We start from the raw sequence: 25,627 nt of genomic DNA, 5'->3' as shown, positions 1-25,627 counted from the left end.
GAGATGAGCCGTGCGTGGCGCCGCCCGTCGTTCAGCAAATATCAATGTCATGTTCAAGGCCGTCGAAAAGGCGGCCTATGGACTTAAACGCGACTTCGGTGAAGTCGAAAACCTTCAGGTATCGATGAAGGGCCCGGCGGATTTCGTCTCTGCGGCCGATCATCGTGCCGAAAAACGCCTGCGCGAAGAACTCGAACGTGCGCGTCCGGGCTATGGTTTCCTTATGGAAGAAGGCGGCGAAATCAAGGGCTCCGATCCGGAGCACCGCTGGATCATCGATCCGCTTGATGGCACCACCAACTTCCTGCACGGCATTCCGCATTTTGCGATTTCCGTGGCCCTGCAAAAGGGTGAAGAAATCATCGCTGGCATCATTTACGATGTCGCCAAGGATGAATTCTTCTGGGCCGAAAAAGGCGTTGGTGCCTATCTTGATAACCGTCGCCTGCGTGTTTCGGGCCGCCGTCGCCTGAATGAATGCGTTCTGGCATGTGGCGTTCCGCATATCGGACATGGCGATCATGCCGCGTTTGAAAAGCAGCTGCATTCTGTCATGGATCGTTGTGCCGGTGTGCGTCGTATGGGTGCTGCATCGCTTGATCTGGCCTATGTTGCCGCCGGTCGCTTTGACGGTTACTGGGAATCTCATCTTAACGCGTGGGATATCGCCGCAGGCCTTCTGATGATCACCGAAGCAGGCGGCTATGTCCGCGATGCCAAAGGTGGCACCAACATGCTTGGCACCGGCAGCGTCGTTGCCGCCAACGACTATATCCAGCCCGTGCTGGCCAAGACGCTTAAAAAAGCCGTTACCGAGTAAGTATCAGCTTTTATTACCGTTTTTTGAAAGGGCATCCCTGCTTTGGCACGGATGCCCTTTTTGCATTCACATGCATGTGCCGGTCAAAGCGGTTGTTCATCATCAAGCTCTAAGCTATGGTACTTGCCGTCTGATCATGGATTTATCCGCGTGAGCAGACCGGGGTGGCACACCAAACAAAACGATGTGCCAAAAGATCGACACAAAACTGTGCGTTATAAAAAAACGTGTTCAAACACAGGGTAACAAGGGGCCTGCGATTTGATGATGGGGTATTCCAAGATTTCGGTGCTGGCATTCATGGCCGCACTGGGCGGTAACGTGGTTGTCAGTGGCGGCGCATCCGCACAGCAATACACCCCCGTATCCGTTGACAGCAACGTACAGGTAAACTGGGATGTTGCCGACGGGTTTGGCGGACAACCGACCGTACCGAACTATCTTTCACCCTCGGTTCCGCGTGACCATATTTCGATTGCCGGCAGCGACCTGATCTATCCTGAAACCCGCCCGCATTCAGAATTCCTTGCCGCCGACCGCTTTGCGCAGAATGTCGGTGGCGCGACCTATGGCGACGGATTTGAAACCGTTGTCATCGACGGTTCGGGCAGCAACGATATCCCGACCCAGTCGCAGTTTTATGGCGTCCCCGGTGTCACCACCAGCCCATCCTACGATGATGGTGCAAATCAGGTGATCGCCCTTAACCGGCCCGAACCCACCGCTGCACCGCGCGCCAAACCGGCCAGCCCGGCCGCCGCACAGTCTGGCAGCTCACCGGTCCCGCTAAGCAAACCGACCCCGGCCCCAAAACCGGCCCCCGCGCCAGTTGCGGAAATGGCCGAGGCCCCCAAGGCCGAACCAGCCCCGAAAGTCGAAACCAAACCGGCCGAGGTCGAACCACCCAAAGCCCCGCCGCTTCCGGCCGAGGAAACCAAACCGGCACCACCGCCACCCGCACCTGTGCCGGTTGTACCGAACAAATCAAACGTGCCAGAGGCCCCAAGCCCGGCACCTGACACCACAACCTCTCCGCAGGAAATGCTGGAACAGCGTTCAAGTAATGAACCGTCCACGCCTCCTGCACCTGCACCGAAACCGGCTGCGGAAACCGCGGCTGTTCCGCCTGCGGCCAAGGACCCGGTTGCATCCGCACCATCTGGTGCCGGTGAATACAGCCTTGCCTTCGGTTCCGGCAGTTTCGAGCTGAACAACGCCGCCCGCGCCCAGCTTGACAGCATCGTCAAGAACATGGGCAGCGATGAAAACATGCGTATCCAGCTTCAGGCCTATGCCGAAGGTGATTCCAACAACGCCAGCAAGGCACGCCGTCTGTCGCTTTCGCGTGCCCTGCAGGTCCGTTCCTACCTGATCGACAAAGGTGTGCGGTCCACGCGCATCGATGTCCGTGCGCTGGGCGCCAATGTGCCGTCCGGTCCGGCTGATCGTGTCGATATCAAAACCGTTCAACGCTAGGATTGATCCGTCATGAGCAATAATTCGGCCAACGGCATGGCAACCCTTCCTGTCGTGACCAAACCGGGAAGCTACCTGACGCGGATGGGGATTTTCATCGCCATCATCGCCGCCGTCGGTGCCTTGCTGTTTCCGGCACTTTCCGATGCGTTCATGGCCAACGCCGTTCTGAACGGACTGATCCTTGGCGTGTTTGTTGTCGGTGTGATCTATACCTTCCGCATGGTTGCGGGCCTGTCGGCCGAAGTCACCTGGATCGAAGATTTCCGTCGCAACCGTCCGGGTCTGACGTCTCAGGTCCCGCCGAAACTGTTGCTGCCGATGGCTCGCATGATGGCCGAACAGCGCCGCGACCGTCCGCAACTTTCGACCATGGCGACCCGCACCATTCTGGACTCGATCCGTTCGCGTCTGGATGAAAGCCGCGAACTGTCACGCTATGTGGTTGGCCTTCTGGTCTTCCTTGGCCTGCTTGGCACCTTCTGGGGCCTGCTTCAGACCGTCAACTCGGTTGCCAATGTGATCGGTGATGTCAATGTTGGTTCGGGCCAGAATATCGATCTGTGGTTCAACGAACTGAAACAGGGCCTTGCCGAGCCGCTTGGCGGCATGGGAACGGCGTTCTCGTCATCCCTGTTCGGTCTGGCCGGTTCGCTCGCCCTTGGACTGATCGACATGCAGGCTGGTCAGGCCCAGAACCGCTTCTTTAACGAACTTGAAGAATGGCTTTCGGGCTTTACCCGCCTGTCTTCCGGCGGTCCGGTGTCGGACGGGGAACAGTCGGTTCCGGCCTATCTTTCGGCCCTGATCGAACAGATGGCGGACAATATGGAAGGGTTGCAAAACTCGATCCAGCGGTCCGAAAGCTCACAGATCAAGTCACATAACACCCTGATCGATCTGGCCGACAAACTTTCGACCCTGACCGATCAGATGAAGGCCGAACAGCAGCTTATGGTCAAGCTGGCGGAAAACCAGATGCATCTGAAACCCGTGCTTGATCAGCTTTCCGATTCCATGAAAATCGGCAGCTTCGGCATCGATGACAACACACGCGCCCATATCCGTTCCCTCGATAACACCCTTGCCCGCGTTGGCGAGGAACTGACCATGGGCCGTCAGCAATCGACCCAGGAAATCAGAAGCGAGATCAAGCTTCTGGCCCGCACCATCGCCGCGATCGCCGAGGAGGGCTGATCGCATGACCGGGTTGTCACGCCGCCGAAATCGCGACGTCAACACCTGGCCTGGCTTTGTTGATGCCTTGGCCACGCTGTTGATGGTGATCATTTTCCTGCTGATGATTTTCGTCGTCGCCCAGGTCTATCTGGGTGCTGCCCTTTCGGGACGTGATCAGGCATTGAATGACCTGACCGCACAGGTGAACGAGCTAACCAATCTTTTGTCGCTCGAACGCACCAACAATCAGCGCATGGAACTCGAACTGACACAGCTCACGACCGAGCTTTCCAACACCAGCGACCAGCGCGACGATTTGCGTGACCGTGCCGCCGCCCTCGCAAGCCAGCTTTCCGCCGCCGAACTGTCTGCGGACGAGATGGAAAAGAAACTTCTGGCAGCGCTTGTCAATCTTGAGGAAAAAGAGGCCGAGCTCAGCACCGCACGCGAAAAAGCCGACGAACAGCTTGCCGATCAGGAAACCCGCATCGAAGAGCTTTCCGCCCTGCTGGCCTCGCGCGCCGCCGAACTCGAAGACGAGAAAAAGCTCAGCACCGAGGCACAGGCACAGGTCGCCGCCCTGAACCAGCAGATGCTGGCCCTGCGTCAGCAGCTTGCCCGCATCGAAGCCGCCCTCGAAGCGTCCGAGCGCGAGAACGAAGACGCCCAGGCCCAGATTGTCAATCTCGGGCAGCGCCTGAATGCCGCCCTCGCCACCAAGGTCGCCGAATTGCAGCGTTATCGTTCGGAATTCTTTGGCCGCCTGCGCGAAGTTCTGGGCGACCGTCAGGATATCCGCGTGGTGGGTGACCGCTTTGTCTTCCAGTCCGAAGTCCTGTTCACATCCGGCTCCGCCGATCTTGGCGAAGACGGTCAGGAACAGCTGGCAAAGCTTGGCGATACCCTGAAAACCATTTCGGCCGAAATCCCCGACGATATCGATTGGGTCATGCGCGTTGATGGTCACACGGATAAAGTACCGATCCGTAACCTGAAATTCGCGTCAAACTGGGAGCTGTCGGCGGCGCGTGCCATTTCGGTGGTCAAATTCCTGATCGAACGCGGTGTGCCGCCAAACCGGTTGGTTGCTGCGGGCTTTGGCGAATATCAGCCGCTTGATAACCGCGACGACGAAATCGCCTATCGCCGCAACCGCCGTATCGAATTCAAGATCACCGAACGGTAAGACCGGCACCATAAAGATCACCAACGGCACCCCTAGTGGGTGCCGTTGTCTTTTCTGGCGCATTTCACTGGACCGAGAAAAAATATTCCGGCGAATTGCAGGACGAACTGGATCATGGTGGTTTGCTGCTGTGGGTACAGACACCCGACGAAACAAAGGAAAACCGCGCCAAAGACATCCTTGCCCGTCATCAAGCCAAACAGATCGGCACCCACGAGGTGGCAAATCAGCACACCAAACGCGATATGCTGTAACGGGTATTTTTCGCCCAATTTACGGTAATTAGATATCAACCAAGCCAATCAATCCAAAAAGAAAAACCCGCAGGCATTCGCCTGCGGGTTTTTCTTTTCAAGCACTATTTAAAGTGGAAATCATTGCATGATTTTTGCAATACTCTTGTTAATCCTACTTTAGAAAAAGGAACATTTCTTGTTTAAGCATGTTATCGCTGCAGGGTTTCTTCTATCACTTGCTAGCTGTGCGTCGGATCATGGCTTAACCGACGCTGGCGGTCGATCACTCAGCTTGTCTCCCAGCGGGGGCATCCAACCATCGGAAAGCCGTTTCAATACGTTTTTGTTTCTTGAACCATCTGTTGCTTACCTAACGGAATCTTTTGAGCGCGATAACGGTCGCGGATATATCGAAGAGGTCTATACAAAGGGTCGCGGAACCTTTTTCTCTATCGAATTTGTCAATACTGCATGGTTCTCATTCTCTACTGAAGACAGGATGCTTGATCAGTCTCAATTCCGGAAACTGGCAAACAACTTTTACATCCCGGAAAGCAGCTACGTAAAAATTGATCAGATATCTCCACGCATAAAAGGCTGGATTGCGACAACAGGAAAATGTTCGGTCGGAGAATTTGCTAAACGTCTGAAGATTGGTACGTCTTATGACAACGATCGCGGCTACGCAGATGCGGTCATTCGATTTGGCAGTTGCAGCAGAATTATCGCGCCACCAAAAGAAATTGCCCAACGTATCGGCCTTATTACCGAAGCAGAAAAGCAGCAGCTTAGGATTACATATCAGTCAATCGGCACACTTAAAGCACCTGCTCCGAAGGGTAGTGAGACGGTTCGCTCCGAACCAGAAGTTTTTGACGCTCAGTGGGAGGGTATTTCCAACTCCTTGACTGGAAGCGTTACACGCAAAGGAGCAGCACAGTACAATTTCGATTTCGACGTTGCCGAACAGAAAACATCCTGTACCGGTACAGCGGTAACAGCCAAAAGTTCGCGCCTTACTGGAACTTGGCAGTTCAGTTGCGAAAACGGCCTTACTGCTAAGGGAATCTGGAACGGCAAAACCGATCAGCCAATTACAGGCGAAGGTTATGATCAAAACAAACGCAAGATCACCTTCAAGCTCGCAGATACTGCTTAGTCACTATCAAGTTCACTCTTTAACCATTCGATATTTGTGGTAACAGGTCTTTTCACTCGCCTGCCTAGCAAGACATCAACAAGTTAAGGTCGACAGAATTCCATGCTGCGCGATATCTCGCCCCAAAATCTGTTCATGGGCATTCTTGCCGCCTTTGTCGGATCGGCCAGTTCCTTTGCCGTCGTCCTTCAGGGGCTTGGTGCCGTTGGTGCAACGCCCGATCAGGCAGCATCGGGCCTGATGGCGCTATCGGTCGCGATGGGGCTGTGTTCGATCTATCTGTCACTGCGCACCCGCATGCCGATCAGCATCGCATGGTCCACCCCCGGTGCGGCATTGCTGGCAACATCGGGCGCGATCGACGGTGGTTTTGCCGTGGCCGTCGGGGCATTTATCATCTGCGCAGTTCTGATCATCATCTGCGGCATCTGGAAGCCGTTGGGCCGTGCGGTTGCCGCCATTCCCGCCCCGCTTGCCAATGCCATGCTGGCCGGTGTTTTGCTGGGCCTGTGTCTGGCACCGATCAAGGCGGTTGCGTTCAATCCGCTTCTGGGCCTGCCGATTGTCATTGCCTGGCTGGTGGTCGGGCGGATCAATCGCCTGTTTGCCGTGCCTGCCGCCTTGCTGGCCTTCATCATTGTCATGGTGGTCGGCGTGGACTTCCCCGAAAATACGCTTGGCAGTCTTGGCGGTGCCATCGTGCCGCCGGTCGAATTCGTCATACCGGAATTCACATTGGCCGGTCTGGTCGGCATTGCCCTGCCTTTGTTTATCGTCACCATGGCATCACAAAACATTCCCGGCACGGCAGTTTTGCGCGCCAATAACTACGATACCCCGCCCGGTCCGCTTTTTGCCACCACCGGCTTTTTCTCGTTGCTGGCCGCCCCCTTTGGCGGGCACGCCGTCAACCTTGCCGCGATCATCGCCGCCCTGTGTGCGGGCGAAGACGCCCATCCAGATCCGAAAAAACGGTATTGGGCGGCGGCCTTTGGCGGGGTGTTTTACATCCTGTTCGGATTGCTGGCCGGGCTTGTCACCGCCTTTGTCAGTCTCGCCCCCTCGATCCTGATCGAAGCGGTCGCAGGCCTCGCCCTGATCGGGGCGTTTTCCGGGTCTGTGGTTGCCGCGTTCAAGGATGATGACGCCCGCGAAGCCGCCGCCGTAACCTTCCTTGTCACCGCCGCCGGTCTATCCTTTTTCGGGGTTGCCGGGGCGTTCTGGGGATTGCTGGCCGGTGGGCTGATCTATTTCCTGACCCATCTGCGCAAAGATAAAGCCAGTTAAATACAAAAGGCCCTGCGGATAACCGGCAGGGCCTTTTTTAGTGCCGCAGTTAAAATCAATCCGGCTTCGGGATCGTCAGATTACCCTTGGCATCCAGTTCCCAGAACGGGTTATACGCCACTTCCCAGGCATGGCCGTCGGGATCGCGGAAATATCCCGAATACCCGCCCCAGAACACCTTTTCCGCCGGTTTCTGAATGACCGCACCGGCTTTTTTCGCCTCTGCCATCACCGCATCGACCTCTGCCTCGTCACGTGCGTTATAGGCAATCGTCAAACCGGCAAAACGGGCACCTGTATCATCATCAAACAGCCCATCCTTGATCAGGTCTTCCCGGCCAAACAGGCCAAGGGCAAGCCCGTTGGACAGTTGATAGAAAACCACCTGTCCCTCGACCATCTGCGTGACTTTCCAACCAAGCCCGTCTTCATAAAACCGCCGCGAGCGGTCAAGGTCGGCCACGCCAAGCGTAATCAGCGATACACGCTGTTCCATTTCATGCTCCTGCTCAAAGAAGCACCCAAAACCCGACACGAGACTAACACCCCATTTTCAGATTGCCGAGCATGGACTCGATCACATCGGCAATTTCGCACCGCAGCACACCCGCAATAAAATTGCGCGCAAATCGGTACCGGAATAAGTAAATATCAAGTTGACCCAACGTCAACCAGTGCAATCAGGCGTTTTGCACATTGCAATGCGAGTTGATTTGAAAAAAGGTCAGCATTCATTACCATTATCCTGTCAGACAGCGATCCGTCCCGTCCAAACGCCAAAGCCGGAACGCCAATGACAGCAAAGAGAATTTTACGGGCCATACCAAAACGCTGCGCGTAAACTTATATCAATAAAAGCAGCGCAACTGGCCCACACGACCCCGCAATCAGAGAGAGATCCCGAGGGAGACTGGTCATGGCACAATTGGCGGCAATTAGCCTTGATGACAAATATACGCTTGAAGAAGGCCGGGTCTATTTGACCGGTATCCAGGCGTTGGTTCGATTGCCCCTGATGCAGCGCCAGCTTGACGCGCGCGCAGGCCTGAACACTGCCGGATGCATTTCCGGTTATCGCGGATCACCGCTGGGCGGCCTTGATCAACAGCTTTGGCGCGCCAAAAAATTCCTGACCCGACAGCAGATCGAATTTCAGGCCGGTGTGAACGAAGACCTTGCCGCCACCGTCGTCTGGGGCAGCCAGCAGGTCAATATGTACAAGGACGCCAAATATGATGGCGTCTTTGGCATGTGGTACGGCAAGGGGCCGGGTGTTGACCGGTCGGGCGATGTTTTCAAACACGCCAACTATGCCGGTACCTCCAAACATGGCGGTGTTCTGGTTCTGGCCGGTGATGACCATTCCTGCAAATCATCCACCCTGCCCCATCAGACCGAATATGCCTTTATCGATGCGCAAATCCCGGTTCTGAACCCGTCGGGGGTGCAGGATATCCTTGATTTCGGGATCCATGGCTGGGCCATGAGCCGCTATTCCGGCTGCTGGGTCGCCATGAAAACCATCGCCGAAACGGTTGAAAGTTCGGCGGCGGTCGATGTTGCGCCCGATCGCATCACACCGATCATTCCTGATAATTTCGACATGCCCGAAGGCGGGCTCCATATCCGTTGGCCCGACACGCCAAAGGATCAGGAACACCGCCTGATGAAATATAAACTCTATGCCGCCCTTGCCTATGCGCGCGCCAACAAGCTGAACAAAACCGTCATCGACAGCCCGAATGCACGGCTTGGCATCATCACCACCGGCAAGGCCTATCTTGATGTCATGCAGGCATTCGATGACCTTGGCATATCCGAAGCCGATGCCGCAAAAATCGGCATTCGTGTGCTGAAAGTCGGCATGAGCTGGCCGCTCAACCGCGACGATGTGCGCGAATTTGCCATGGGGCTTGAGGAAATCATCGTCGTCGAAGAAAAACGCGCGGTGATGGAAAATCAGGTCAAGGAACAGCTTTATAACTGGCGCGAAGATGTCCGCCCGACCGTGATCGGCAAATTCGATGAAAAGGGCGAATGGATTCTGCCCTCGATGGATGAACTGACCCCGGCGCGCATCGCGGTTGTCCTCGCACAGCGCATCAAACGTTTCTATGACAGTCCGAAAATCCACGAACGCATCGACTGGCTGGAACAGAAAGAACGCGAAATCGCCGAACCGCGCCCGGATGTCGCGCGCATTCCGTGGTTCTGCCCGGGTTGCCCGCATAACAGCTCCACCAAGGTCCCCGAAGGCAGCCGCGCCATGGCCGGGATCGGGTGCCATTACATGGTCAACTGGATGGACCGTTCGACCGAAACCTTTACCCATATGGGCGGCGAAGGTGTCACCTGGATCGGGCAGGCCCCGTTTACCAACACAAAGCACGTTTTCCAGAATCTCGGTGACGGCACCTATTACCATTCCGGGTCGCTTGCGGTGCGCGCCGCCGTCGCGGCCGGTGTCAACATCACCTATAAAATCCTGTTTAACGATGCGGTCGCCATGACCGGCGGACAACCGGTTGACGGCCCGCTGACCGTGCCGCAAATCACCCGCCAGATGGCCGATGAAGGCGTGAAACGCATCATCGTCCTGTCCGATGAACCCGATAAATATCCGGTCGCATCGCATTTCGCCGACGGTGTTGATATCCGCCACCGCGACGAACTGGACAATACCCAGAAAGAACTGCGTGAAATCGAAGGTGTGACCATCCTGATCTTTGATCAGACCTGTGCGGCCGAAAAACGCCGCCGCCGCAAACGCAAACTGATGGTCGATCCGCCCAAACGGGTCTTCATCAATGATCTGGTTTGCGAGGGTTGTGGCGATTGCGGTGAAAAATCCAACTGCTTGGCCGTTGTGCCGGTCGAAACCGAATTTGGCCGCAAACGCGCCATTGACCAATCGGCCTGTAACAAGGATTTCTCCTGCCTGAATGGCTTCTGCCCAAGCTTCGTCACCATCGAAGGCGGATCGCTGCGCAAACCCGAAGCCGCCGCCAAAAGCGGCAATGCGGGCGATGCTGTTTTCGCCAGCCTGCCGCGCCCGGCCCTGCCCGATATCACCGAACCGTGGTCGGTTCTGATTACCGGTGTTGGCGGCACGGGTGTCGTCACCATCGGGGCGTTGCTTGGCATGGCCGCCCATATCGAGGGCAAGGGCATTGTCGGCCTTGATATGGCGGGACTGGCGCAAAAAGGCGGTGCCGTCGTAAGCCATATCCGCTTTGCCGATACGCAGGACAAACTCCATGCCGCCCGCATTCCGGCGGGCGAGGCCAATGTGGTGCTGGGCTGTGATCTTCTGGTCGCGGCAAGCTTCGAAGGCCTTGCCAAGATGCGCCGCAACTTTACCCAGGCGGTCATCAACACCCACGAAACCGTCACCGGTGCCTTCACCCGCAACCCCGATTTCCAGTTGAAATCGAACGAGCATATGAAGGTCATTTCCGATGCATGTGGTGCCGATGCGGTGAACTTCGTCGAAGGCAGCGATATCGCCACCCGCCTGATGGGCAATTCGATTGCGACCAACCTGTTCATGCTGGGTGTCGCATGGCAGCGCGGCCTGATCCCGATCACCGAAGAAGCCCTGATGCAGGCGATTGATCTGAACGGTGTCGCGATTGATATGAACAAGCAGTCCTTCTATTGGGGCCGCCTGTTTGCCCATGATCCGAAACGCGTGCTTGATGTCATCGGCCCGAACGAGGCCGAAGCACATCCGATTGCCACCACGCTTTCGGAAATTGTCGCCAAACGCAAAGCCTTCCTTACCGATTATCAGAACGCGGCCTATGCCAACCGGTTTGTCGCACTGGTCGACAGGGTTGCGGCGGCTGAAAAACGCCTTGATGATGGCGATGATCTCGCCCGGACGGTGGCGAAATATTACTTCAAACTGCTCGCCTATAAGGACGAATATGAAGTCGCCCGCCTTTATACCGATCCGGCTTTCAGGGCCAAACTCGCCAAAAACTTCACCGGCGATTACAAAATACGTTTCCATCTCGCCCCACCGGCCTTCGCCGACAAGGACCCGGAGACCGGCCATCTGAAAAAGCAGGCCTTCGGCCCCTGTATGATGAGCGCCTTTGGCATTCTTGCCAAATTCAAATTCCTGCGCGGCACGGCAATCGACCCGTTCGGTCGTACCCATGAACGCAAAATGGAACGTCAATTGATTGCCGATTACGAGGCACTGGTGGAGGAGGTCATCAACGGTCTTAACCATGACAATGCCCGCATTGCCAACGCCCTTCTGGCCCTGCCCGAACAGATCCGTGGTTACGGCCATATCAAGGATCGCAATATCGACAAGGTCAAAACCCGCAAGGCCGAACTGCTTGAACAGTTCCGCAACCCGCCGGAACATCTGAAAGCCGCCGAATAACCCTGCCTTCCAAAATCAAAGGGGCCGCATGATCAGATCAGCGGCCCCTTTGTTTGATGATGTTACTTACGCCAATCTTGGCCGTGGCCCACCAAACGGGAAATGCAGATCGGGCAGAACCCGTGCCGCACGACGGCGCAGATCACGCACCGGATGCTCGCGAAGCTGTCGGCTGCGGTAACTGGCGATCATGTCATCGGTCGCCTGATAACCGTCATCAATCCCGCGATCAAGGTTCTCCCACGTCCAGTCATAATTGATATGGGGTGAAACCGGGATTTCGATGATGTCGATCTTCCGCCCGCTTTCGGCGACTTCACGCTTGAACGCCTTGACCGCATCCTCGCTTGCCGATGCGGCAAACAGCATGATCAGGTTATTCAGCGCGTCATAAAGATTTTCCGGCTGACGCACCTGCTTAAGGTCCAGAATACGGCTGACCCAGACTTCCTCGACATCAGGATGATGATGCAGGAAATCAAAGAAATTGACCGTATCAACCGTCGCCCCCTCGCAATAGGTATCGCCGTTTATTTCAACCGGTTCCTCGATAAACGGCAGGGCCGAACAGGCACAAAGCGTCTGCGCATTCATCTGCGGCAGATTGTAATGATCGGGCTTGTTGGTAAACAGTTCCAGCCGCTGTTGTGTCAGGTTATAGGCATTATGGAAAAGTGCTGGTTTATCGGGCTGATACAGCCGGTCGAAATCAAGCCGATCCAGGAACATGCTGTCTGGCGAATAGATTTTCGCCAATCCCTTGGTTTTGGTCTGGTACATCGCGCCCACCATAAAGCGCGACAGCGGATTGACCGCCAGAATACCGTTCAACAGCACATCGTTAAGGTTATGGGGCGTCCAGTATTTCGGATTGCCCATGAAATGGCGGACATGCTCGGCGGCTTCGGCCATCGCCTCGGGGACGATCAGCCCCTGATAGCTGTCCGGGTTAAAGAAATAGGAAAGCCGGTTGGCGAAATCGGAAAAGAAATCCGGCGCAAAGGCCGATGCAATCGGAAAGCGGTCATAGACGCTTGCCGGACGGAATATCTTGCGGAAAAACCCGATCGTCTGATCAAGTTCCTGTCCCTCGTCCGCCTGATGCCAGGCCACAGATAACCACGCACCGATGCAGGCAGACGACCAGATATCGAACGTGATATCGGGTTCCTGCTGAAGTCGTTTCAGAACCCCGATACTGAGCCCGACAGCAGGTCCACCGCCGGACAAAAAGATTGCCCGTTTGACTTTTCTCACAGCTATCTCCCACTCATTTGCCGTTAAACGGCTGAACACCCGAACGCTGCGTTGGAATAACGCCGCAGTTGCCAGCGCTTCCACCCAGGAGATATCGGCCCGTCTTGCGCGAGCCTATGAAGCTAAGAACGATTATAACCTATTCAATATTTAAGATAATTTACCATTCGACATCAATCTTATGAAAGTTTGGAACAAATATAGACCATCGAATAGTGTGAAATCGCAAATGACTATACCAGTAAAATGCTTCGTAACTTTTATTTCACTATTGATGTGACGGTCGTCACAGGCAGAAATATACTTCCATGATCGCCAATCTCATAAATAAAGAAGGCCGCCACTTGGGCGACCTTCTGTAATTCCACGATTCGGCAACCCGTTATTCGTAATAACCGACCATAAAGATTTTGCCGTCATGGGGTTTTACCCAGGTTTTCTTTTCGGCAAGTTTCTTGGTTTCCGGGTGGGTCCAGGTATAGTTGGACCAGCCGCCATCCGGGTTCGTCTTGCCGGTTTCCACCATGTCGCGAATGATGAAATTGCTGTTCACATCCTGAAGATCCCAGATTTTCGGATTATTGATCAGCTTCGGATTGATCGCATGCGTCAGGAACGTGCCCTTTTCGCCGTCGGCGACAATCACATAATATTCGTCAAAAACATATTCGCCGTCCTTGTCATTGAACGCGCTAAAGGACTGGTCCTGTCCGACCTGATCGTAAAGTGCGATGGCCTTGTCGACCAGTTCCTGTGCGGTTGCCGCCTTGTCCTGGGCCTGTGCAAGGCCGGTGGTCAGGCAAAGTGCGGTCACGGCAGAAACAAAAAGACGCATAAGTGTTGTCATCAGGTAATCCCCTTTGATGAACCTGTTGGAAGAAAAATGGAAAATGGATCAGACCGCCCGCAAACGGGCAACAAGCCCGTCCACAGATGAACTCAAACCGGTCATCTGACGGCCAAGCTCGCCGGTTGCCTGCCCGACAGAATCCGCGGACTCGCGGGTGGCACGGGCAATTTCACGCACATCGCCAATCCCGCCCGAAACGGTTTCGGCGTAACCGGCGGCCTCGGAAATGCTGTTACTGATCTGGCCGGTGGCCGTCCCCTGCTCCAGCACCGCATCGGCAATGGCTTTGAGGATACCGTTGACGTCATTGACACTGGCAACAATCGTCTGGATCGCCTCTACCGCAAGAACGGTTTCCGTGCGAACATTGGCGATTTCGGATGCGATTTCCTCGGTCGACCGTGCCGTCTGGCTGGCAAGGTTCTTGACCTCGTTGGCGACAACGGCAAAGCCCTTTCCGGCATCCCCGGCACGGGCTGATTCAATCGTCGCGTTAAGGGCCAGAAGGTTGGTCTGTTCGGCAATATTGCCAATCAGTGCCGCCACATCCTCGATCCGGACACTGGCTTCTTCAAGCTTGCGGATTTTGGCATCTGCATCCAGTGCCTGCTCGCTTGCGGCCTGTGCGCGTCGGCTGCTTTCCTGGATTTCGTTGCTGATCTGGGAAATGGCGGCGGCAAGGCTGTTTGCCGCTTCGGAAATCTCGCCCATATTGCGGCTTGATTTGCCCGACGCATCAAACGCGTTCTCGCTTTGCTGATCGGTGCGTTCCGCATTGGTCAACATTGCACTGGCCGATGCGCCGATTTCCTCGATCGCGGCACTGACTGCGGTTGCCGTACCCTTGACCGATGTTTCGATCTCAGCGGCAAGTTCCTGCATGATCCGGCGTTTTTCCTCGGCCGCCTTGGCTTCGTCCTCTATGCGTTTGCGCTCGGCTTCCTGAAGGCTTTGCGCATTCTGGCGGAACACTTCAACCGCCCCTGCCATGCTGCCCATTTCATCGGTCCGCCCGGTAAAGGGCACATCGATATCGGCCCTTCCATCGGCAAGTTCGCGCATCACCGCCGTCAACCGTTTGACCGGCACCCCGATCACGCGCGTGATGGCAAAACTGATCAACACCATCGCAAGGACGGCAACAACCGATGCAATGATTGTCTGGTTCTGGGCTGTCATGCCGGCTGCCATCGCATCCGAACTGGCAACATCCATGCGGTTTTCCGCCGTTTCACGAAGCTCGGCCAATGTCGCCATCAGGCTTTCGTAATCCGACTGTGCCGACCACGAAAAACTCAGCGCCCCGGTATACTCGATATCAAGCATCCCCAGAACCTGGTCGATCTTGGCAAGGTAACCTTCGTAAAGCTTGGCCGCGCCTTCCGCGATTTCGCGTTCCGGCCCCTGCATGTTTCGATCACCCAGCATCTGGGTAAAGGCATCGCGGGCCGCCGTAATCTGCGACTGCAATTCCGCATTCACGCTGCTCATGCGGTCTTCGTCAACGCCTGCCGCCGACCATGACAGCAGACGATAGACCGTCTGATGAACCTTTGTGACATTGCGGTCGATATTGCTGATGTCGCGGACCTCCGGATAGGCCTCCGAAACGGCAAATTCCAGACCGTTGCTAAGTGATACAATCGCGCGTCCCCCGATGACGCCCACAATGGCAATGGCGATAACCCCGATCAGCGGCAGAACCGCCAACTTGGTACCGATATTCAGATTGACGAAAGTTTTCATTCTGTAACGTTCTAACCAATTGTAACTACAAGGATATCAGGCAACTGCCCCAACAGTTTCCCGGAAGACGGTGACTATGGCGTCACCCTTGTTTTTGCGATGTCCCTTAACCAGCTCATTGGCGACACAACGATCATTCGCCGGCCCCATTCCACCAGATGCGAAATGCGTGCGCGGCAAATGCCGATTGTTTGTTTTTATTGAAAATCTGATGACATGCCGGACTTGGATAGCCACAAGCAGATGCGCAGTCCCGCACCGGATAAAGTTCGGATCGGCATATCGGATGCAACGCCCCCGCGTCCCGATGCCGTCCCCCGATACAAGCCCAAAGCTTGCAGCCGCTCTCGCAGCACGTCCCATCCCCGCCATCGTACCCCCACGATCCGACAGGCGCGCAAAAATGCACCCCGTCATACAGGTTTCCGCGGCATGAACCGATCTTGATCGTTTCCAGGGATATTTTCTTCTATCACCTGACCGCGCGGCAGAGTGTAGTCAGCGACCACTAGCGCAACCAAGTGACATGTTTGTTAGGATATTAGTTCAAAAATGAGACAAGAAATACTACCCTAAGGTATCCGTTTCCTATCGGGGTATCGTATAAGTATTACATAGCAAAGACTTATACATTCACAGATTTATACTATTCTCTAATTTAGTTTTCCATAACTTACAGAACAAAGATTTCACTATCCGCTTCCGGAGTCATCCGGCCTGCTGCCGTCCTTCCGAATGAAATCAGTAATTTCTTTCTGCGCGCTGCTGACAGTTTCCGGTCCGGCTCAGGTGCCGCGCGCACAATGGCTGCTTCAAACCTGTCGGCAACGATCAATCCGACATCAACCGGGATCAGGTCGCGCGGAAATTCCATCGGCACGGCAAAGAAAAACCGGTCGCAATAATCAAGATAGCTTTCCCACTTCTGATCAACGCGAAAATCCTCGATTGATGATTTGACCTCAACCGCCCAAAGATCACCCTTTTCCCCAAGGGCCAGCACATCAAGCCTGCGCCCGTTACCAAGCCTGATCTCGGTCAGGCAGGCCATGCGATGATGATACAAAAGACGGCAAACGCCTTCTGTGACTTCATTGGTGATTTTGGGGCGGGTCCGGTCATTCATCGCCACAGGATACAAAAACCAAAGCCCGCTCGAAAGCGGGCTTTGCAACTTGGCGCGACACTCCTGACAAAGCTGATCAGCTCATGCCAAGCGCACGTTTGTAAACCTCAAGGATTTCTTCCTGTTCAGTGCGTTCGTGGTCTTCCATTTTGCGCAGACGGATGATCTGGCGCAGGATTTTCACGTCATAACCAAGCGCCTTGGCTTCACCGTAAACTTCCTTGATATCAGCCATCAGGTTGGCTTTTTCTTCTTCAAGGCGTTCGATGCGTTCGACATAGCTCGCAAGCTGATCGGCTGCGATTCCACCGACTTCGGTCATTCCTGATATTCTCCGATCATGTTTGCGCAGCGGAAACCGGTGCGCTGAATTTTAATGCGGCGCGACGATACTCAATGCGCTTTGCCATGACAAGACCCGTTCGCCCGGCAAATTTCAGACGGCTTTCAAACTGCCGATTTTTCGCCGGGCACCGTATGCATGATCAGGTGATCGGCCACCGCAAGCAACGCATCGCGCGGGCTGGCACCCTTTTCCACCGCATCGGTATAAATCTCGCGCTGGCGGCGTGCGCTTGTGCCGCGTTTGATAATGGTGCGCGCATGTTCGACTTCCGCGACACAGCCGAAATGCTCCGCATCCGGGCGGATCAGTTCGATGATTTCTTCCAGCAGATCGGCATAGGGCACAATCTCTGCCCGGCCAAAATCGATCAGCCCGGTCTTATCCCCGGCGTCACTGCCATACCGGCACGCCCGCCAGCGGTTTTCACGCACCAGCATGTTCGAATAAATCCGCCACCGCTGGTTATTGCGCCGCAAACGATACAGCATCCGCATCAGGCATCGCGTGATCGATGCGACACAGACCGCATCTTCCAGATCGGTGCAAACATCGGCAATCCGCATTTCAAGCGTCGGCCAACGGTCACTGGGCCTCAAATCCCACCAAAGCTTGGTGCCATCTTCGATCACCCCTGCCTGGATCAGCATATCGACATGGCGACGATATTCCGCCCACGATCCGAACACTTCAGGCAACCCGGTACGCGGCAAATTATCAAACACCGACAGCCGGAAGGTCTGAAGCCCGGTATCCCGCCCGCGCCAGAATGGCGAACTGGTCGTCAGCGCCAGAAGATGCGGCAGAAAATAGCTCGCCTGCGCCATCAGTTCGATCCGCAGATCGTCATCCTCGATCCCGACATGCACATGCATCCCGCAAATCAGAAGCCGGTCGACAACCGTGCGCAGGTCACGCGCAATCGTGCTATACCGCTCGCCCTCGGTGTGTTTCTGGCTGTCCCATTGCGCAAACGGATGGGTCGATGCCGCCAGCAACGCCATATCATAGCGCGCGGCTATATCGGCAACCGTGCTGCGCATATGCGTTAGCTGGTCACGCGCCTCGCTGGCACTGTTGCAAACCTTGGTGCCGGTTTCGACCTGGCAGCGCATGAATTCGCTTGAAACCTGATCGCCCAGCGCATTCTTGCAATCTTTCAGAAACCCCGCTGCCGGGTCCGTCGCCAGATCGCGACTTTCGCGGTCCACCAGCCAGAATTCTTCCTCGATCCCGATGGAAAAGCCCGGTTCGCGCGAATGGGACACCGCCAAATCAGTCTCTCCTGATTTTATAAAGGTTCGGGTCGGCCAGGATGTCGACAAACGCATCGCCAAGGATTTTGGCCCATTTTTCACATCCCGCATCAGTATCAATCAGATCCTGGCGGATTTCAATCGACACACAGGGCAACCCGCCCGCTTCGCCGTGATGATCGATGGTGTAATCGGCCATATGCTGCCCGGAATAGGGTTCGTTATCGCCAATCGTCAAATCGGGATTCTGTTCGCGCAATTTCGCCAGCAACGGCACGGGAATACGATCATCGCGATCCCAAAGAATGCCGATTTCCCACGGGCGTTCAAACCCTTGGAAAACCGGGGTAAAGCTATGAATGGCGATCAGGGCCGGGACGATTTTATGGGCATGGAAATTGGCAATCCGTTCTTCGATGGCCCCGTGATAGGGCAGGAAAATCTCGCGGATGCGTTTCATATGCTCCGTCGGGGAAACGTTTTTGTTTCCCGGCACGACGGTCTGATCGGCGATTTCGGGCATCCCGGTCGGGTCCCAAAGCTGCCGGTTGCAATCAATCACCAGCCGCGAATAACCGCCCAGAACCGCCGGGCAATCAAACCGCTCCACCAGAATTTCGGTCACCTTGCGCGCCCCGATATCCCAACCGATATGGCGTTTGCGTTCTTCTTCCGGCAGGCCCAGCGTACCAAGGCTTTTGGGGATTTCGCGCGACGCATGGTCACAGACAAAAAGCGAATGCCCCTTGCCGTTCTCGTTCAAAACCTCAAACGGTGCGGGATCATCATGGCCCAGCAGCGACCCGGTATGGTGGCTCACGCGAATTCTCCTGAAATTGGGGCAGCTTGAAATTTTCGGGTCCGGAACCGGCACGGACCGGCAATCGGACCCCGTTGAACTATCAATTTATTGCAGGACTGACAAGCGCGCCCGCACGCCCACTTTACAACAGTTCAACGGACACTTTGCAGCAACGCCAAACATCCCGTAAAGTGGTATGACCAATAAAACGAAACGCATTGTCGGCTGGTCTCGGTCGCTGCTGGAGTGTTCAAAACATGCCGCCTGTCAAACCTGCACAATCTTCCGACACGGTTGATGCCAGCCGGCCCAAAAGGATTGCCGATCAGGTTGCCGACAAGCTTCTCGACATGATCACTGCGGGCATGTTCCTGCCCGGTGATCGCCTGCCGGGTGAACGCCAGCTTGCCGAAGACATGAAAGTCAGCCGCGTTTCGGTCCGTGCCGCCCTGCAAAAGCTTAAAACCCGTGGTTACCTGCGCGCGGTTCAGGGCGGCGGCACCGAAGTCCTGTCATCCACCGGGGTCGAAATGGACACCGCGATGACCGACCTTGTCCGGGATTCGCTCAATAACCTGCGCGACCTGCAGGAAATCCGCTGCACGCTGGAAACATGGGCCGCACGGCGGGCCGCCATCAATGCCAGTGACGAGGATATCGAACTTCTGCGCATCGCCTACCGACAGGCCCACGACCCGCGTCGCGCGCCAAAATACCGTGCTGATGATGACCATCGCCTGCATATGATGATCGGCCGCGCCAGCGGATCAATCATCTATTACCACGTCATGAAAATGCTTCACGATGTTCTGCAGGCCGCCCTGACCGAAATCCGCTTTAACAATCTTTCCGGCCCGTCCTTTGACCGGATGGTGCAGGAACATCATTATGCGATTGTCGAAGCCATCGCCGCCCGTGACCCGGACGCCTCGGAAAAAGCCATGTCCGAACATTTACAGGCGGTCATCGAATATTTCAAACTGGCCGCAGTGAACAAACCGAACTGAGCCGCAAATACAAAGACAATTACAAGAACGATAAAAATACGACCAATCAGGGAAACCAGACATGACGACATCGCGCGACACGCTTTTGCAGTTGATGGATGCCGCCCTAAAGGCCGCCGATCCTGCGGTCCAGATTCCGCGCAACCTGCCGACAAAGCCCAAGGGCAAAACCATCGTCATCGGTGCGGGCAAGGCATCTGCCAATATGGCGCAGGCGTTTGAAAATGCATGGGATGGCGATATGACCGGTCTGGTCGTCACCCGCTATGGTCATGCCGTCCCGTGCGAGAAAATCGAAATTGTCGAAGCCTCCCACCCGGTCCCCGATGCCGCCGGGCAAAAGGCCGCCCAGCGTATTCTTGATATCGTCAAATCCGCTGGTCCCGATGATCTGGTGGTCTGCATGATTTCGGGCGGCGGATCGGCCCTGCTGGCCCTGCCCGGTCCGGGTCTGACACTCGAAGACAAACAGGCCATCAGCAAGGCATTGCTTCATAGTGGTGCAACCATTTCCGAAATGAACTGTGTGCGCAAACATCTGTCGGCGATCAAGGGCGGCAGGCTGGCCGCCGCCTGTGCCCCCGCACGCATGGTGACCTATCTGGTGTCCGATGTGCCGGGCGACGATCCGGCGATCATTGCATCGGGCCCCACGGTTGCCGATCCGACAACCGGGCAGGACGCGCTTGATATCATCCGCCGTTACCGGATCGAAATCCCGCTTGCCGCGACCGAACTTTTAAACAACGACATCCATGAAACCGTCAAACCGGGCGACAAATGCTTTGACGGGCATGAAGTGATCATGCTGTCACGCCCGCAGGATAGTCTGGAGGCCGCAGCAAAGGTCGCCCGCGACCTTGGCATCAATCCGGTCATTCTGGGGGACGCCATCGAAGGCGAAGCCCGCGAGGTCGCCATCGTCCATGCCGGGATCGCCCATCAGGTCGCCAATCACGGCCAACCCGCCGCCAGACCCTGCGTGCTGCTCTCGGGCGGTGAAACAACCGTCACGGTCCGCGCCAAGGGGGGGCGTGGTGGCCGCAACAGCGAATTTCTGCTCTCCCTCCTGATCCAGTTCCGCGATCACGAAGGGTTCAGCGCGCTTGCCATCGATACCGATGGTATTGACGGCAGCGAAGATAACGCCGGTGCGATCATCGACCCGACAAGCTGGCAAAAGGCGATTTCGGCAGGCGTCGATCTGCGGGAATATCTGGCCAATAACGACGCCTATAGCGCATTTGCCAAAATCGACGATCTCCTGATCACCGGCCCGACGCTGACCAACGTAAACGACTTCCGCGCCATCCTGATCGAATAACCCCGATCAGGATTTCGGCATCCACGGGCGGATCCACTCCAGCCCCGCCACAGTATCGCCATGCGGCTTGTATTCGCAGCCGATCCAGCCGTCATACCCGACCCGATCCAGCATATAGAACAGGAACGGATAATTAAGCTCGCCACTATCGGGTTCACGGCGGCCCGGCACACCGGCAATCTGGATATGGGCGGTTTTGTCCAGATGCCTGTCCAGACGCGCGGCAATATTCCCGCCGACAATTTGCGCATGATAAATATCGAATTGCAGCGCCAGATGGGGATGATCAAGCTGATCAAGGATCACGGCGGCCTGTTCGACCGAATTAAGCAGATAACCCGGCATATCGACCGGATTGATCGGCTCGATCAGGATTTTGACCCCGGCCTGCTCGGCCAGATCGGCGGCATAAAGCAGATTGTCGCAATAAAGCCGCGCCAGTTCCCCGGCATCTTCGCCCTTGCCCATCACACCCGCCATGCAATGCACCATCCTGCATCCGGTCGCGGCTGCGTAATCAAGCGCCTTGACCACGGAATCGCGAAACGCATCTTCGCGCCCCGGTCGGCAGGCAAGCCCGCGTTCACCCTTTTCCCAATCGCCGGTCGGCATGTTGAACAAAACCTGTTCAAGGCCATTATCGCTCAGCAACGATTTGACACTGGCCATCGGCATGTCATAGGCGCCGACATATTCCACCCCGCCAAACCCGGCCGCCGCCGCCGCGGCAAACCGTTTTTCAAACGGCAGATCGGCAAACAGGAATGAAAGATTGGCACTAAAACGGGGCATCGGGCACCTGCTTGGGGGATGATTTCGGAATATCATGGTTTCGCATCGCCGCCGCCGCGTCAATGCCAAAGCAGGACGGCACCCCGGACACCTTCATCACACGGCACCATCTTTGGCAATTTCGTCCGCCAGCCACGCACCGAATGCCTCGATTTCCTTGATGTTCGCACTCCTGCCGGTATGGATCAGGTGATAATGATGCCCTTCCATCACCGGGCCGAATGGCTGCACCAGAAGCCCTGCGGCGATTTCCGAGCGCACCATTTCCGAACTGGCCAGAACAACACCCTGCCCCGCAATCGCGGCCTGAATGGCATGGGTATCGTCACTGAAACTAAGCCCGCTTGATAAATCGACATCATCCAACCCGGCCCGCTTGCACCACCGCGCCCAGGTCGGCGTTGCCTCGTCCGGGCGCAACCATTCCAGATGCAAAAAGGTCTGCCCGCGCAGGTCGTTGGGCTGTCGGATGTTTAACATCGGGCTGCAAACCGGCGCGAACCGGTCGGCAAACAGGGTTTGCACCACCATCCCCGGAAATGGCCCCCTGCCATATCGCACCGCCGCATCGGCCATCCCCGAATGAAGGTCAACCGTCTCAGCCGATGTATGCAGCCGCAAATGAATATCGGGATGTGCTGTCTGAAAACCGCCAAGGCGCGGCAACAGCCATTTGGCGGCAAACGATGCCAGCACCGATACCGTCAGCCCGCGTTGGGGTTTGCGCGCCTTGACCCGGTCAATCGCCACGGCAAAACCGGCAAAGCCGTCGCGCAACGTCGGATAAAGTTCCTGCCCGGCGGCGGTCAGTGTCACCTGCCTTGGCTTGCGATCGAACAACCGCACACCAAGCGTTTCTTCAAGCAATCGCACCTGATGGCTGATCGCGGTTGGCGTCACGGCAAGTTCGGACGCCGCCCGCTTGAAACTAAGGTGTCGGGCGGCGGCCTCAAAAGCACGCAGCGTCGCAAGCGGGGGTAAGGGCATATGGATGAACTCAATTCATCTATTGGCTGAGATATTCGATTTTGATCAAAACCTGTATCCAAGTCAAATATGGGGCAACGCAAATCGAAACAGATGAACACAGATTATCACAGATCATCATTAACGATCAAAGGTGCCCCATGACAACCATCCTTCATATCGACAGCAGCGCCCGCCCCGGCCGATCCGACACCCGCGCCCACGGCTCCCACTCCCGCCGCCTTACCGCCAAATTCATCGAACAATGGCGCGCCACCCGCCCGGATGACGAAATCATCTATCGCGATGTCGGCGCCAATCCGCCCAGCCCGGTAACCGGTGACTGGGTTCACGCCGCCTTCACCAAACCCGATCAGCGCGAAGACTGGATGCATCAGGCACTGGCCGAAAGCGACGAACTGCTTGCCGAATTGCTGCGTGCCGATGTGATTGTTGCCGGGGTGCCGATGTATAATTTCGGCATGCCTGCCCAGATGAAGGCATGGATCGAAAATATCGTCCGCGTCGGCGTCACCTTCGGCTTTGACCGGTCGCGTGATGGCGTCCCCTACTGGCCGATGCTGACCGGTGGCAAATCACTGGTGGTTTTATCCTCGCGCGGCGATTTCGGATATGATCCGGGCGGACGTGTCGCCCATCTTAACCATGTCGAAGGCGGCGTCTTTGCCCCGCTGGAATATATCGGCATCACCGATCAACATAGTGCCGCCATCGAATATGACGAATTCGGCGATGAACGCACCCAAAAATCCATCGCCGATGCCGAGGCAAAGGTTACCGATATCGTCGTGGAATTGCAGGCACGTCATACGCAGGTTTCCGATATCGCCATGACGGCCTGAACAACATGACGGCACCATCACCGGGGGACGAACGCCCCTCATTCTCCCGGTGGTGTTTTTGCCGTTTTTTGTGCCGGTTTTTGCGCTGGACTTATTTGTTCCGATACCTCTCCCGCCATCAATCCGGTGATCAGGCGCGCACCCTTTTTACGAAACAGATAACTCCACACCCACTGCACCATCACAAGGGCGGGCGCGCGCAAACCAATCAGGAAATAGATATGCGCAAGCCCCCAGAACCACCACGCCAGCCAGCCGCGCAGCTTGAACCCGTTCAGGTCAATCACCGCCCGGTGACGGCCAATCGTCGCAAGATTTCCGGCATGACGATAGGCGAATGGCGGTGTTTCACGGCTTGCCATATGATCAAGAATACGCCCGCCAACATACTTGCCCTGCTGCTTGGCTGCTGGCGCAATCCCCGGCACCGTCATGCCATCGCGCCACGGCACATGCGCAGCATCACCGATGACAAAAACATCCTCATATCCCGGCACCGACAGATCGGTATTGACCATCACCCGGCCACCCCGATCACATTCCCGCCCGGTCCAGTCGGCCAGATGATCAACCCGGACACCCGCACCCCAGATCACATTGGCGCTCGGAATGAATTCATCGCCGATCTGCGCACCCATCGCGGTAATGTCTGAAACCTGCTGATTGACCCGGACCTCGACCCCGATTTTTTCAAGGGATTTTCGGGTATATTCCGATAGATCTTCCGGGAATGCGCCCAGCAATCTGGGGCCACCTTCCGCAAGGATGATGCGTGCATCACGCGGGTCAATCCGGCGGAAATCATGGGACAATGCCTGCTTGGCAAGCTCGGCAATCGCCCCGGCCATCTCAACCCCGGTCGGCCCGCCGCCAACCACAACAAAGTTCAGCAACCGACGCCGTTCTTCCGCATCCTCGCTGTTTTCCGCGCGCTCAAACGCCAGAAGCAGGCTTTTGCGGATATCGGTCGCCTCGGTAATGTTTTTAAGGCCGGGTGCCACCATCGCCCAGTGATCATTCCCGAAATAGGATGTCACCGCCCCGGTCGCAATCACCAGATAATCGTACGAAAGGTCGCGATCCCCCGCGATGATCCGCTTGCCTGGCAAATCAAGCCCGGTGACCTCGCCCATGAAGACGGAAACATTGGGATAGCGGCTGAAAATACTGCGGATCGGCCAGGCGATTTCGGCCGGTGACAGGTCGGCCGTCGCCACCTGATAAAGCAGCGGCTGAAACAGATGATGATTGCGTTTGTCGATCAGGACAACGTCAACATCATCCTTGCCCGCAAGTTTCCTGGCGGCACTCATGCCGCCGAAACCTGCGCCAACGATTACCACCCGCTTTCTGTCCGCCATGCCGGTCATGCTCCTGTATCGCATTTGTCCGACCCCGGCTCTAGCTACGCACAAACCACGATTATTGCAAGTTATTCAAAAACAACAATTGGATGGACATTTTTGTCCTCTTACCGGAACGCACGACAAGCTGATGCGTTCCGATTATAAGATTTTACATTCATCCGCCCCAAGCCCCCCAAGCCCCAAAAG

General features: G+C 56.1%; 22 protein-coding genes. 11 read left to right on the top strand and 11 right to left on the bottom strand.

The features are described from left to right. Positions 1–10 precede the first annotated feature (10 nt). The 7 genes from BC440_RS03665 to BC440_RS03635 all read left to right on the top strand — a co-directional run bounded on the left by BC440_RS03665 (position 11) and on the right by BC440_RS03635 (position 7,343). Positions 11–820: an inositol monophosphatase family protein gene (locus tag BC440_RS03665; protein WP_210766344.1), complete on the top strand. Its 810-nt coding sequence runs from the start codon at positions 11–13 to the stop codon at positions 818–820. A gap of 264 nt (positions 821–1,084) precedes the next feature. Then, positions 1,085–2,296: an OmpA family protein gene (locus BC440_RS03660; protein WP_071239539.1), complete on the top strand. Its 1,212-nt coding sequence runs from the start codon at positions 1,085–1,087 to the stop codon at positions 2,294–2,296. Positions 2,297–2,308: 12 nt separating this feature from the next. Next, a complete protein-coding gene (locus BC440_RS03655) occupies positions 2,309–3,493 on the top strand; it encodes a hypothetical protein (RefSeq protein ID WP_007092447.1) in 1,185 nt (394 codons plus the stop codon). Positions 3,494–3,497: 4 nt separating this feature from the next. Beyond that, positions 3,498–4,661 carry a peptidoglycan -binding protein gene (locus BC440_RS03650; protein WP_071239538.1) on the top strand — a complete coding sequence of 388 codons (1,164 nt, stop codon included), beginning with the start codon at positions 3,498–3,500 and terminating at the stop codon, positions 4,659–4,661. A 35-nt stretch (positions 4,662–4,696) separates the two neighbouring features. After that, positions 4,697–4,915, top strand: coding sequence for a hypothetical protein (locus tag BC440_RS03645; protein WP_071239537.1), 219 nt, complete (start codon positions 4,697–4,699; stop codon positions 4,913–4,915). A 178-nt stretch (positions 4,916–5,093) separates the two neighbouring features. Then, positions 5,094–6,056 carry a hypothetical protein gene (locus tag BC440_RS03640; RefSeq protein ID WP_071239536.1) on the top strand — a complete coding sequence of 321 codons (963 nt, stop codon included), beginning with the start codon at positions 5,094–5,096 and terminating at the stop codon, positions 6,054–6,056. 102 nt (positions 6,057–6,158) lie between these two features. Next, on the top strand, positions 6,159–7,343 hold the full coding sequence (locus BC440_RS03635) for a benzoate/H(+) symporter BenE family transporter (protein WP_071239535.1): 1,185 nt from the start codon (positions 6,159–6,161) through the stop codon (positions 7,341–7,343). 55 nt (positions 7,344–7,398) lie between these two features. Here BC440_RS03635 and BC440_RS03630 read toward each other — a convergent pair whose 3' ends face one another. After that, positions 7,399–7,839: a VOC family protein gene (locus BC440_RS03630; protein WP_071239534.1), complete on the bottom strand. Its 441-nt coding sequence runs from the start codon at positions 7,837–7,839 to the stop codon at positions 7,399–7,401. A gap of 420 nt (positions 7,840–8,259) precedes the next feature. Between BC440_RS03630 and BC440_RS03625 the strand changes: the two genes are divergently transcribed. Further along, positions 8,260–11,742: an indolepyruvate ferredoxin oxidoreductase family protein gene (locus tag BC440_RS03625; protein WP_071239533.1), complete on the top strand. Its 3,483-nt coding sequence runs from the start codon at positions 8,260–8,262 to the stop codon at positions 11,740–11,742. A 66-nt stretch (positions 11,743–11,808) separates the two neighbouring features. Here the strand turns inward: BC440_RS03625 and BC440_RS03620 are convergent, their stop codons facing one another. The 7 genes from BC440_RS03620 to BC440_RS03585 form a co-directional block, all read right to left on the bottom strand. Further along, complete coding sequence (locus BC440_RS03620; protein ID WP_007090955.1) at positions 11,809–12,999, bottom strand: patatin-like phospholipase family protein; 1,191 nt, start codon at positions 12,997–12,999, stop codon at positions 11,809–11,811. Positions 13,000–13,381: 382 nt separating this feature from the next. Next, the gene (locus BC440_RS03615; protein ID WP_071239532.1) at positions 13,382–13,846 is read right to left on the bottom strand and encodes a cache domain-containing protein; all 465 of its coding nucleotides are present in this window, start codon (positions 13,844–13,846) and stop codon (positions 13,382–13,384) included. A gap of 48 nt (positions 13,847–13,894) precedes the next feature. After that, a complete protein-coding gene (locus BC440_RS03610) occupies positions 13,895–15,595 on the bottom strand; it encodes a methyl-accepting chemotaxis protein (RefSeq protein ID WP_071239531.1) in 1,701 nt (566 codons plus the stop codon). Positions 15,596–16,268: 673 nt separating this feature from the next. After that, positions 16,269–16,769 carry an MmcB family DNA repair protein gene (locus BC440_RS03600; RefSeq protein ID WP_247643524.1) on the bottom strand — a complete coding sequence of 167 codons (501 nt, stop codon included), beginning with the start codon at positions 16,767–16,769 and terminating at the stop codon, positions 16,269–16,271. A 28-nt stretch (positions 16,770–16,797) separates the two neighbouring features. Further along, positions 16,798–17,043, bottom strand: a complete 246-nt coding sequence (locus BC440_RS03595) for a DUF2312 domain-containing protein (protein ID WP_007090950.1) — start codon at positions 17,041–17,043, stop codon at positions 16,798–16,800. A 125-nt stretch (positions 17,044–17,168) separates the two neighbouring features. Next, positions 17,169–18,338 carry a carboxylate-amine ligase gene (locus BC440_RS03590; RefSeq protein WP_071239529.1) on the bottom strand — a complete coding sequence of 390 codons (1,170 nt, stop codon included), beginning with the start codon at positions 18,336–18,338 and terminating at the stop codon, positions 17,169–17,171. A gap of 1 nt (position 18,339) precedes the next feature. Beyond that, entirely contained in the window at positions 18,340–19,140 is an 801-nt protein-coding gene (locus BC440_RS03585; protein WP_037990879.1) for an N-formylglutamate amidohydrolase, read from the bottom strand. A gap of 239 nt (positions 19,141–19,379) precedes the next feature. Here BC440_RS03585 and BC440_RS03580 point away from each other — a divergent pair, with 239 nt between their 5' ends. Both BC440_RS03580 and BC440_RS03575 read left to right on the top strand, forming a co-directional pair. Continuing rightward, positions 19,380–20,129, top strand: coding sequence for a FadR/GntR family transcriptional regulator (locus BC440_RS03580; RefSeq protein ID WP_071239528.1), 750 nt, complete (start codon positions 19,380–19,382; stop codon positions 20,127–20,129). A 61-nt stretch (positions 20,130–20,190) separates the two neighbouring features. Next, positions 20,191–21,453 carry a glycerate kinase gene (locus BC440_RS03575; RefSeq protein WP_071239527.1) on the top strand — a complete coding sequence of 421 codons (1,263 nt, stop codon included), beginning with the start codon at positions 20,191–20,193 and terminating at the stop codon, positions 21,451–21,453. A 6-nt stretch (positions 21,454–21,459) separates the two neighbouring features. On the opposite strand, the gene otnI is transcribed toward BC440_RS03575, so the two are convergent. Both otnI and gcvA read right to left on the bottom strand, forming a co-directional pair. Then, the gene (gene otnI, locus BC440_RS03570; RefSeq protein ID WP_071239526.1) at positions 21,460–22,245 is read right to left on the bottom strand and encodes a 2-oxo-tetronate isomerase; all 786 of its coding nucleotides are present in this window, start codon (positions 22,243–22,245) and stop codon (positions 21,460–21,462) included. A gap of 96 nt (positions 22,246–22,341) precedes the next feature. Further along, positions 22,342–23,232, bottom strand: coding sequence for a transcriptional regulator GcvA (gene gcvA, locus BC440_RS03565; RefSeq protein WP_071239525.1), 891 nt, complete (start codon positions 23,230–23,232; stop codon positions 22,342–22,344). Positions 23,233–23,372: 140 nt separating this feature from the next. On the opposite strand from gcvA, the gene BC440_RS03560 reads away from it, so the two are divergent. Beyond that, positions 23,373–24,074 (top strand): NAD(P)H-dependent oxidoreductase, encoded by a 702-nt coding sequence (locus tag BC440_RS03560; RefSeq protein ID WP_071239524.1) that lies wholly within the window; start codon positions 23,373–23,375, stop codon positions 24,072–24,074. 38 nt (positions 24,075–24,112) lie between these two features. Here BC440_RS03560 and BC440_RS03555 read toward each other — a convergent pair whose 3' ends face one another. Continuing rightward, positions 24,113–25,435, bottom strand: a complete 1,323-nt coding sequence (locus BC440_RS03555; protein WP_247643523.1) for an NAD(P)/FAD-dependent oxidoreductase — start codon at positions 25,433–25,435, stop codon at positions 24,113–24,115. Between the last annotated feature and the right edge of the window lie 192 nt (positions 25,436–25,627).

This window comes from Thalassospira sp. MIT1004 (genome assembly GCF_001858545.1).
GTDB lineage: Bacteria > Pseudomonadota > Alphaproteobacteria > Rhodospirillales > Thalassospiraceae > Thalassospira > Thalassospira xiamenensis.
This window is presented reverse-complemented; position numbering and strand designations above follow the sequence as displayed.

Excerpts from the sequence above, each read along its gene's own strand:
- BC440_RS03660 (WP_071239539.1), top strand. The coding sequence starts at position 1,085 with ATGATGGGGTATTCCAAGATTTCGGTGCTGGCATTCATGGCCGCACTG.
- BC440_RS03615 (WP_071239532.1), bottom strand. The coding sequence starts at position 13,846 with ATGACAACACTTATGCGTCTTTTTGTTTCTGCCGTGACCGCACTTTGC.
- BC440_RS03655 (WP_007092447.1), top strand. The coding sequence starts at position 2,309 with ATGAGCAATAATTCGGCCAACGGCATGGCAACCCTTCCTGTCGTGACC.
- otnI (WP_071239526.1), bottom strand. The coding sequence starts at position 22,245 with ATGCCCCGTTTTAGTGCCAATCTTTCATTCCTGTTTGCCGATCTGCCG.
- BC440_RS03635 (WP_071239535.1), top strand. The coding sequence starts at position 6,159 with ATGCTGCGCGATATCTCGCCCCAAAATCTGTTCATGGGCATTCTTGCC.
- BC440_RS03650 (WP_071239538.1), top strand. The coding sequence starts at position 3,498 with ATGACCGGGTTGTCACGCCGCCGAAATCGCGACGTCAACACCTGGCCT.
- BC440_RS03625 (WP_071239533.1), top strand. The coding sequence starts at position 8,260 with ATGGCACAATTGGCGGCAATTAGCCTTGATGACAAATATACGCTTGAA.
- BC440_RS03595 (WP_007090950.1), bottom strand. The coding sequence starts at position 17,043 with ATGACCGAAGTCGGTGGAATCGCAGCCGATCAGCTTGCGAGCTATGTC.
- BC440_RS03610 (WP_071239531.1), bottom strand. The coding sequence starts at position 15,595 with ATGAAAACTTTCGTCAATCTGAATATCGGTACCAAGTTGGCGGTTCTG.
- BC440_RS03560 (WP_071239524.1), top strand. The coding sequence starts at position 23,373 with ATGACAACCATCCTTCATATCGACAGCAGCGCCCGCCCCGGCCGATCC.
- BC440_RS03555 (WP_247643523.1), bottom strand. The coding sequence starts at position 25,435 with ATGGCGGACAGAAAGCGGGTGGTAATCGTTGGCGCAGGTTTCGGCGGC.
- BC440_RS03630 (WP_071239534.1), bottom strand. The coding sequence starts at position 7,839 with ATGGAACAGCGTGTATCGCTGATTACGCTTGGCGTGGCCGACCTTGAC.
- BC440_RS03575 (WP_071239527.1), top strand. The coding sequence starts at position 20,191 with ATGACGACATCGCGCGACACGCTTTTGCAGTTGATGGATGCCGCCCTA.
- gcvA (WP_071239525.1), bottom strand. The coding sequence starts at position 23,232 with ATGCCCTTACCCCCGCTTGCGACGCTGCGTGCTTTTGAGGCCGCCGCC.
- BC440_RS03580 (WP_071239528.1), top strand. The coding sequence starts at position 19,380 with ATGCCGCCTGTCAAACCTGCACAATCTTCCGACACGGTTGATGCCAGC.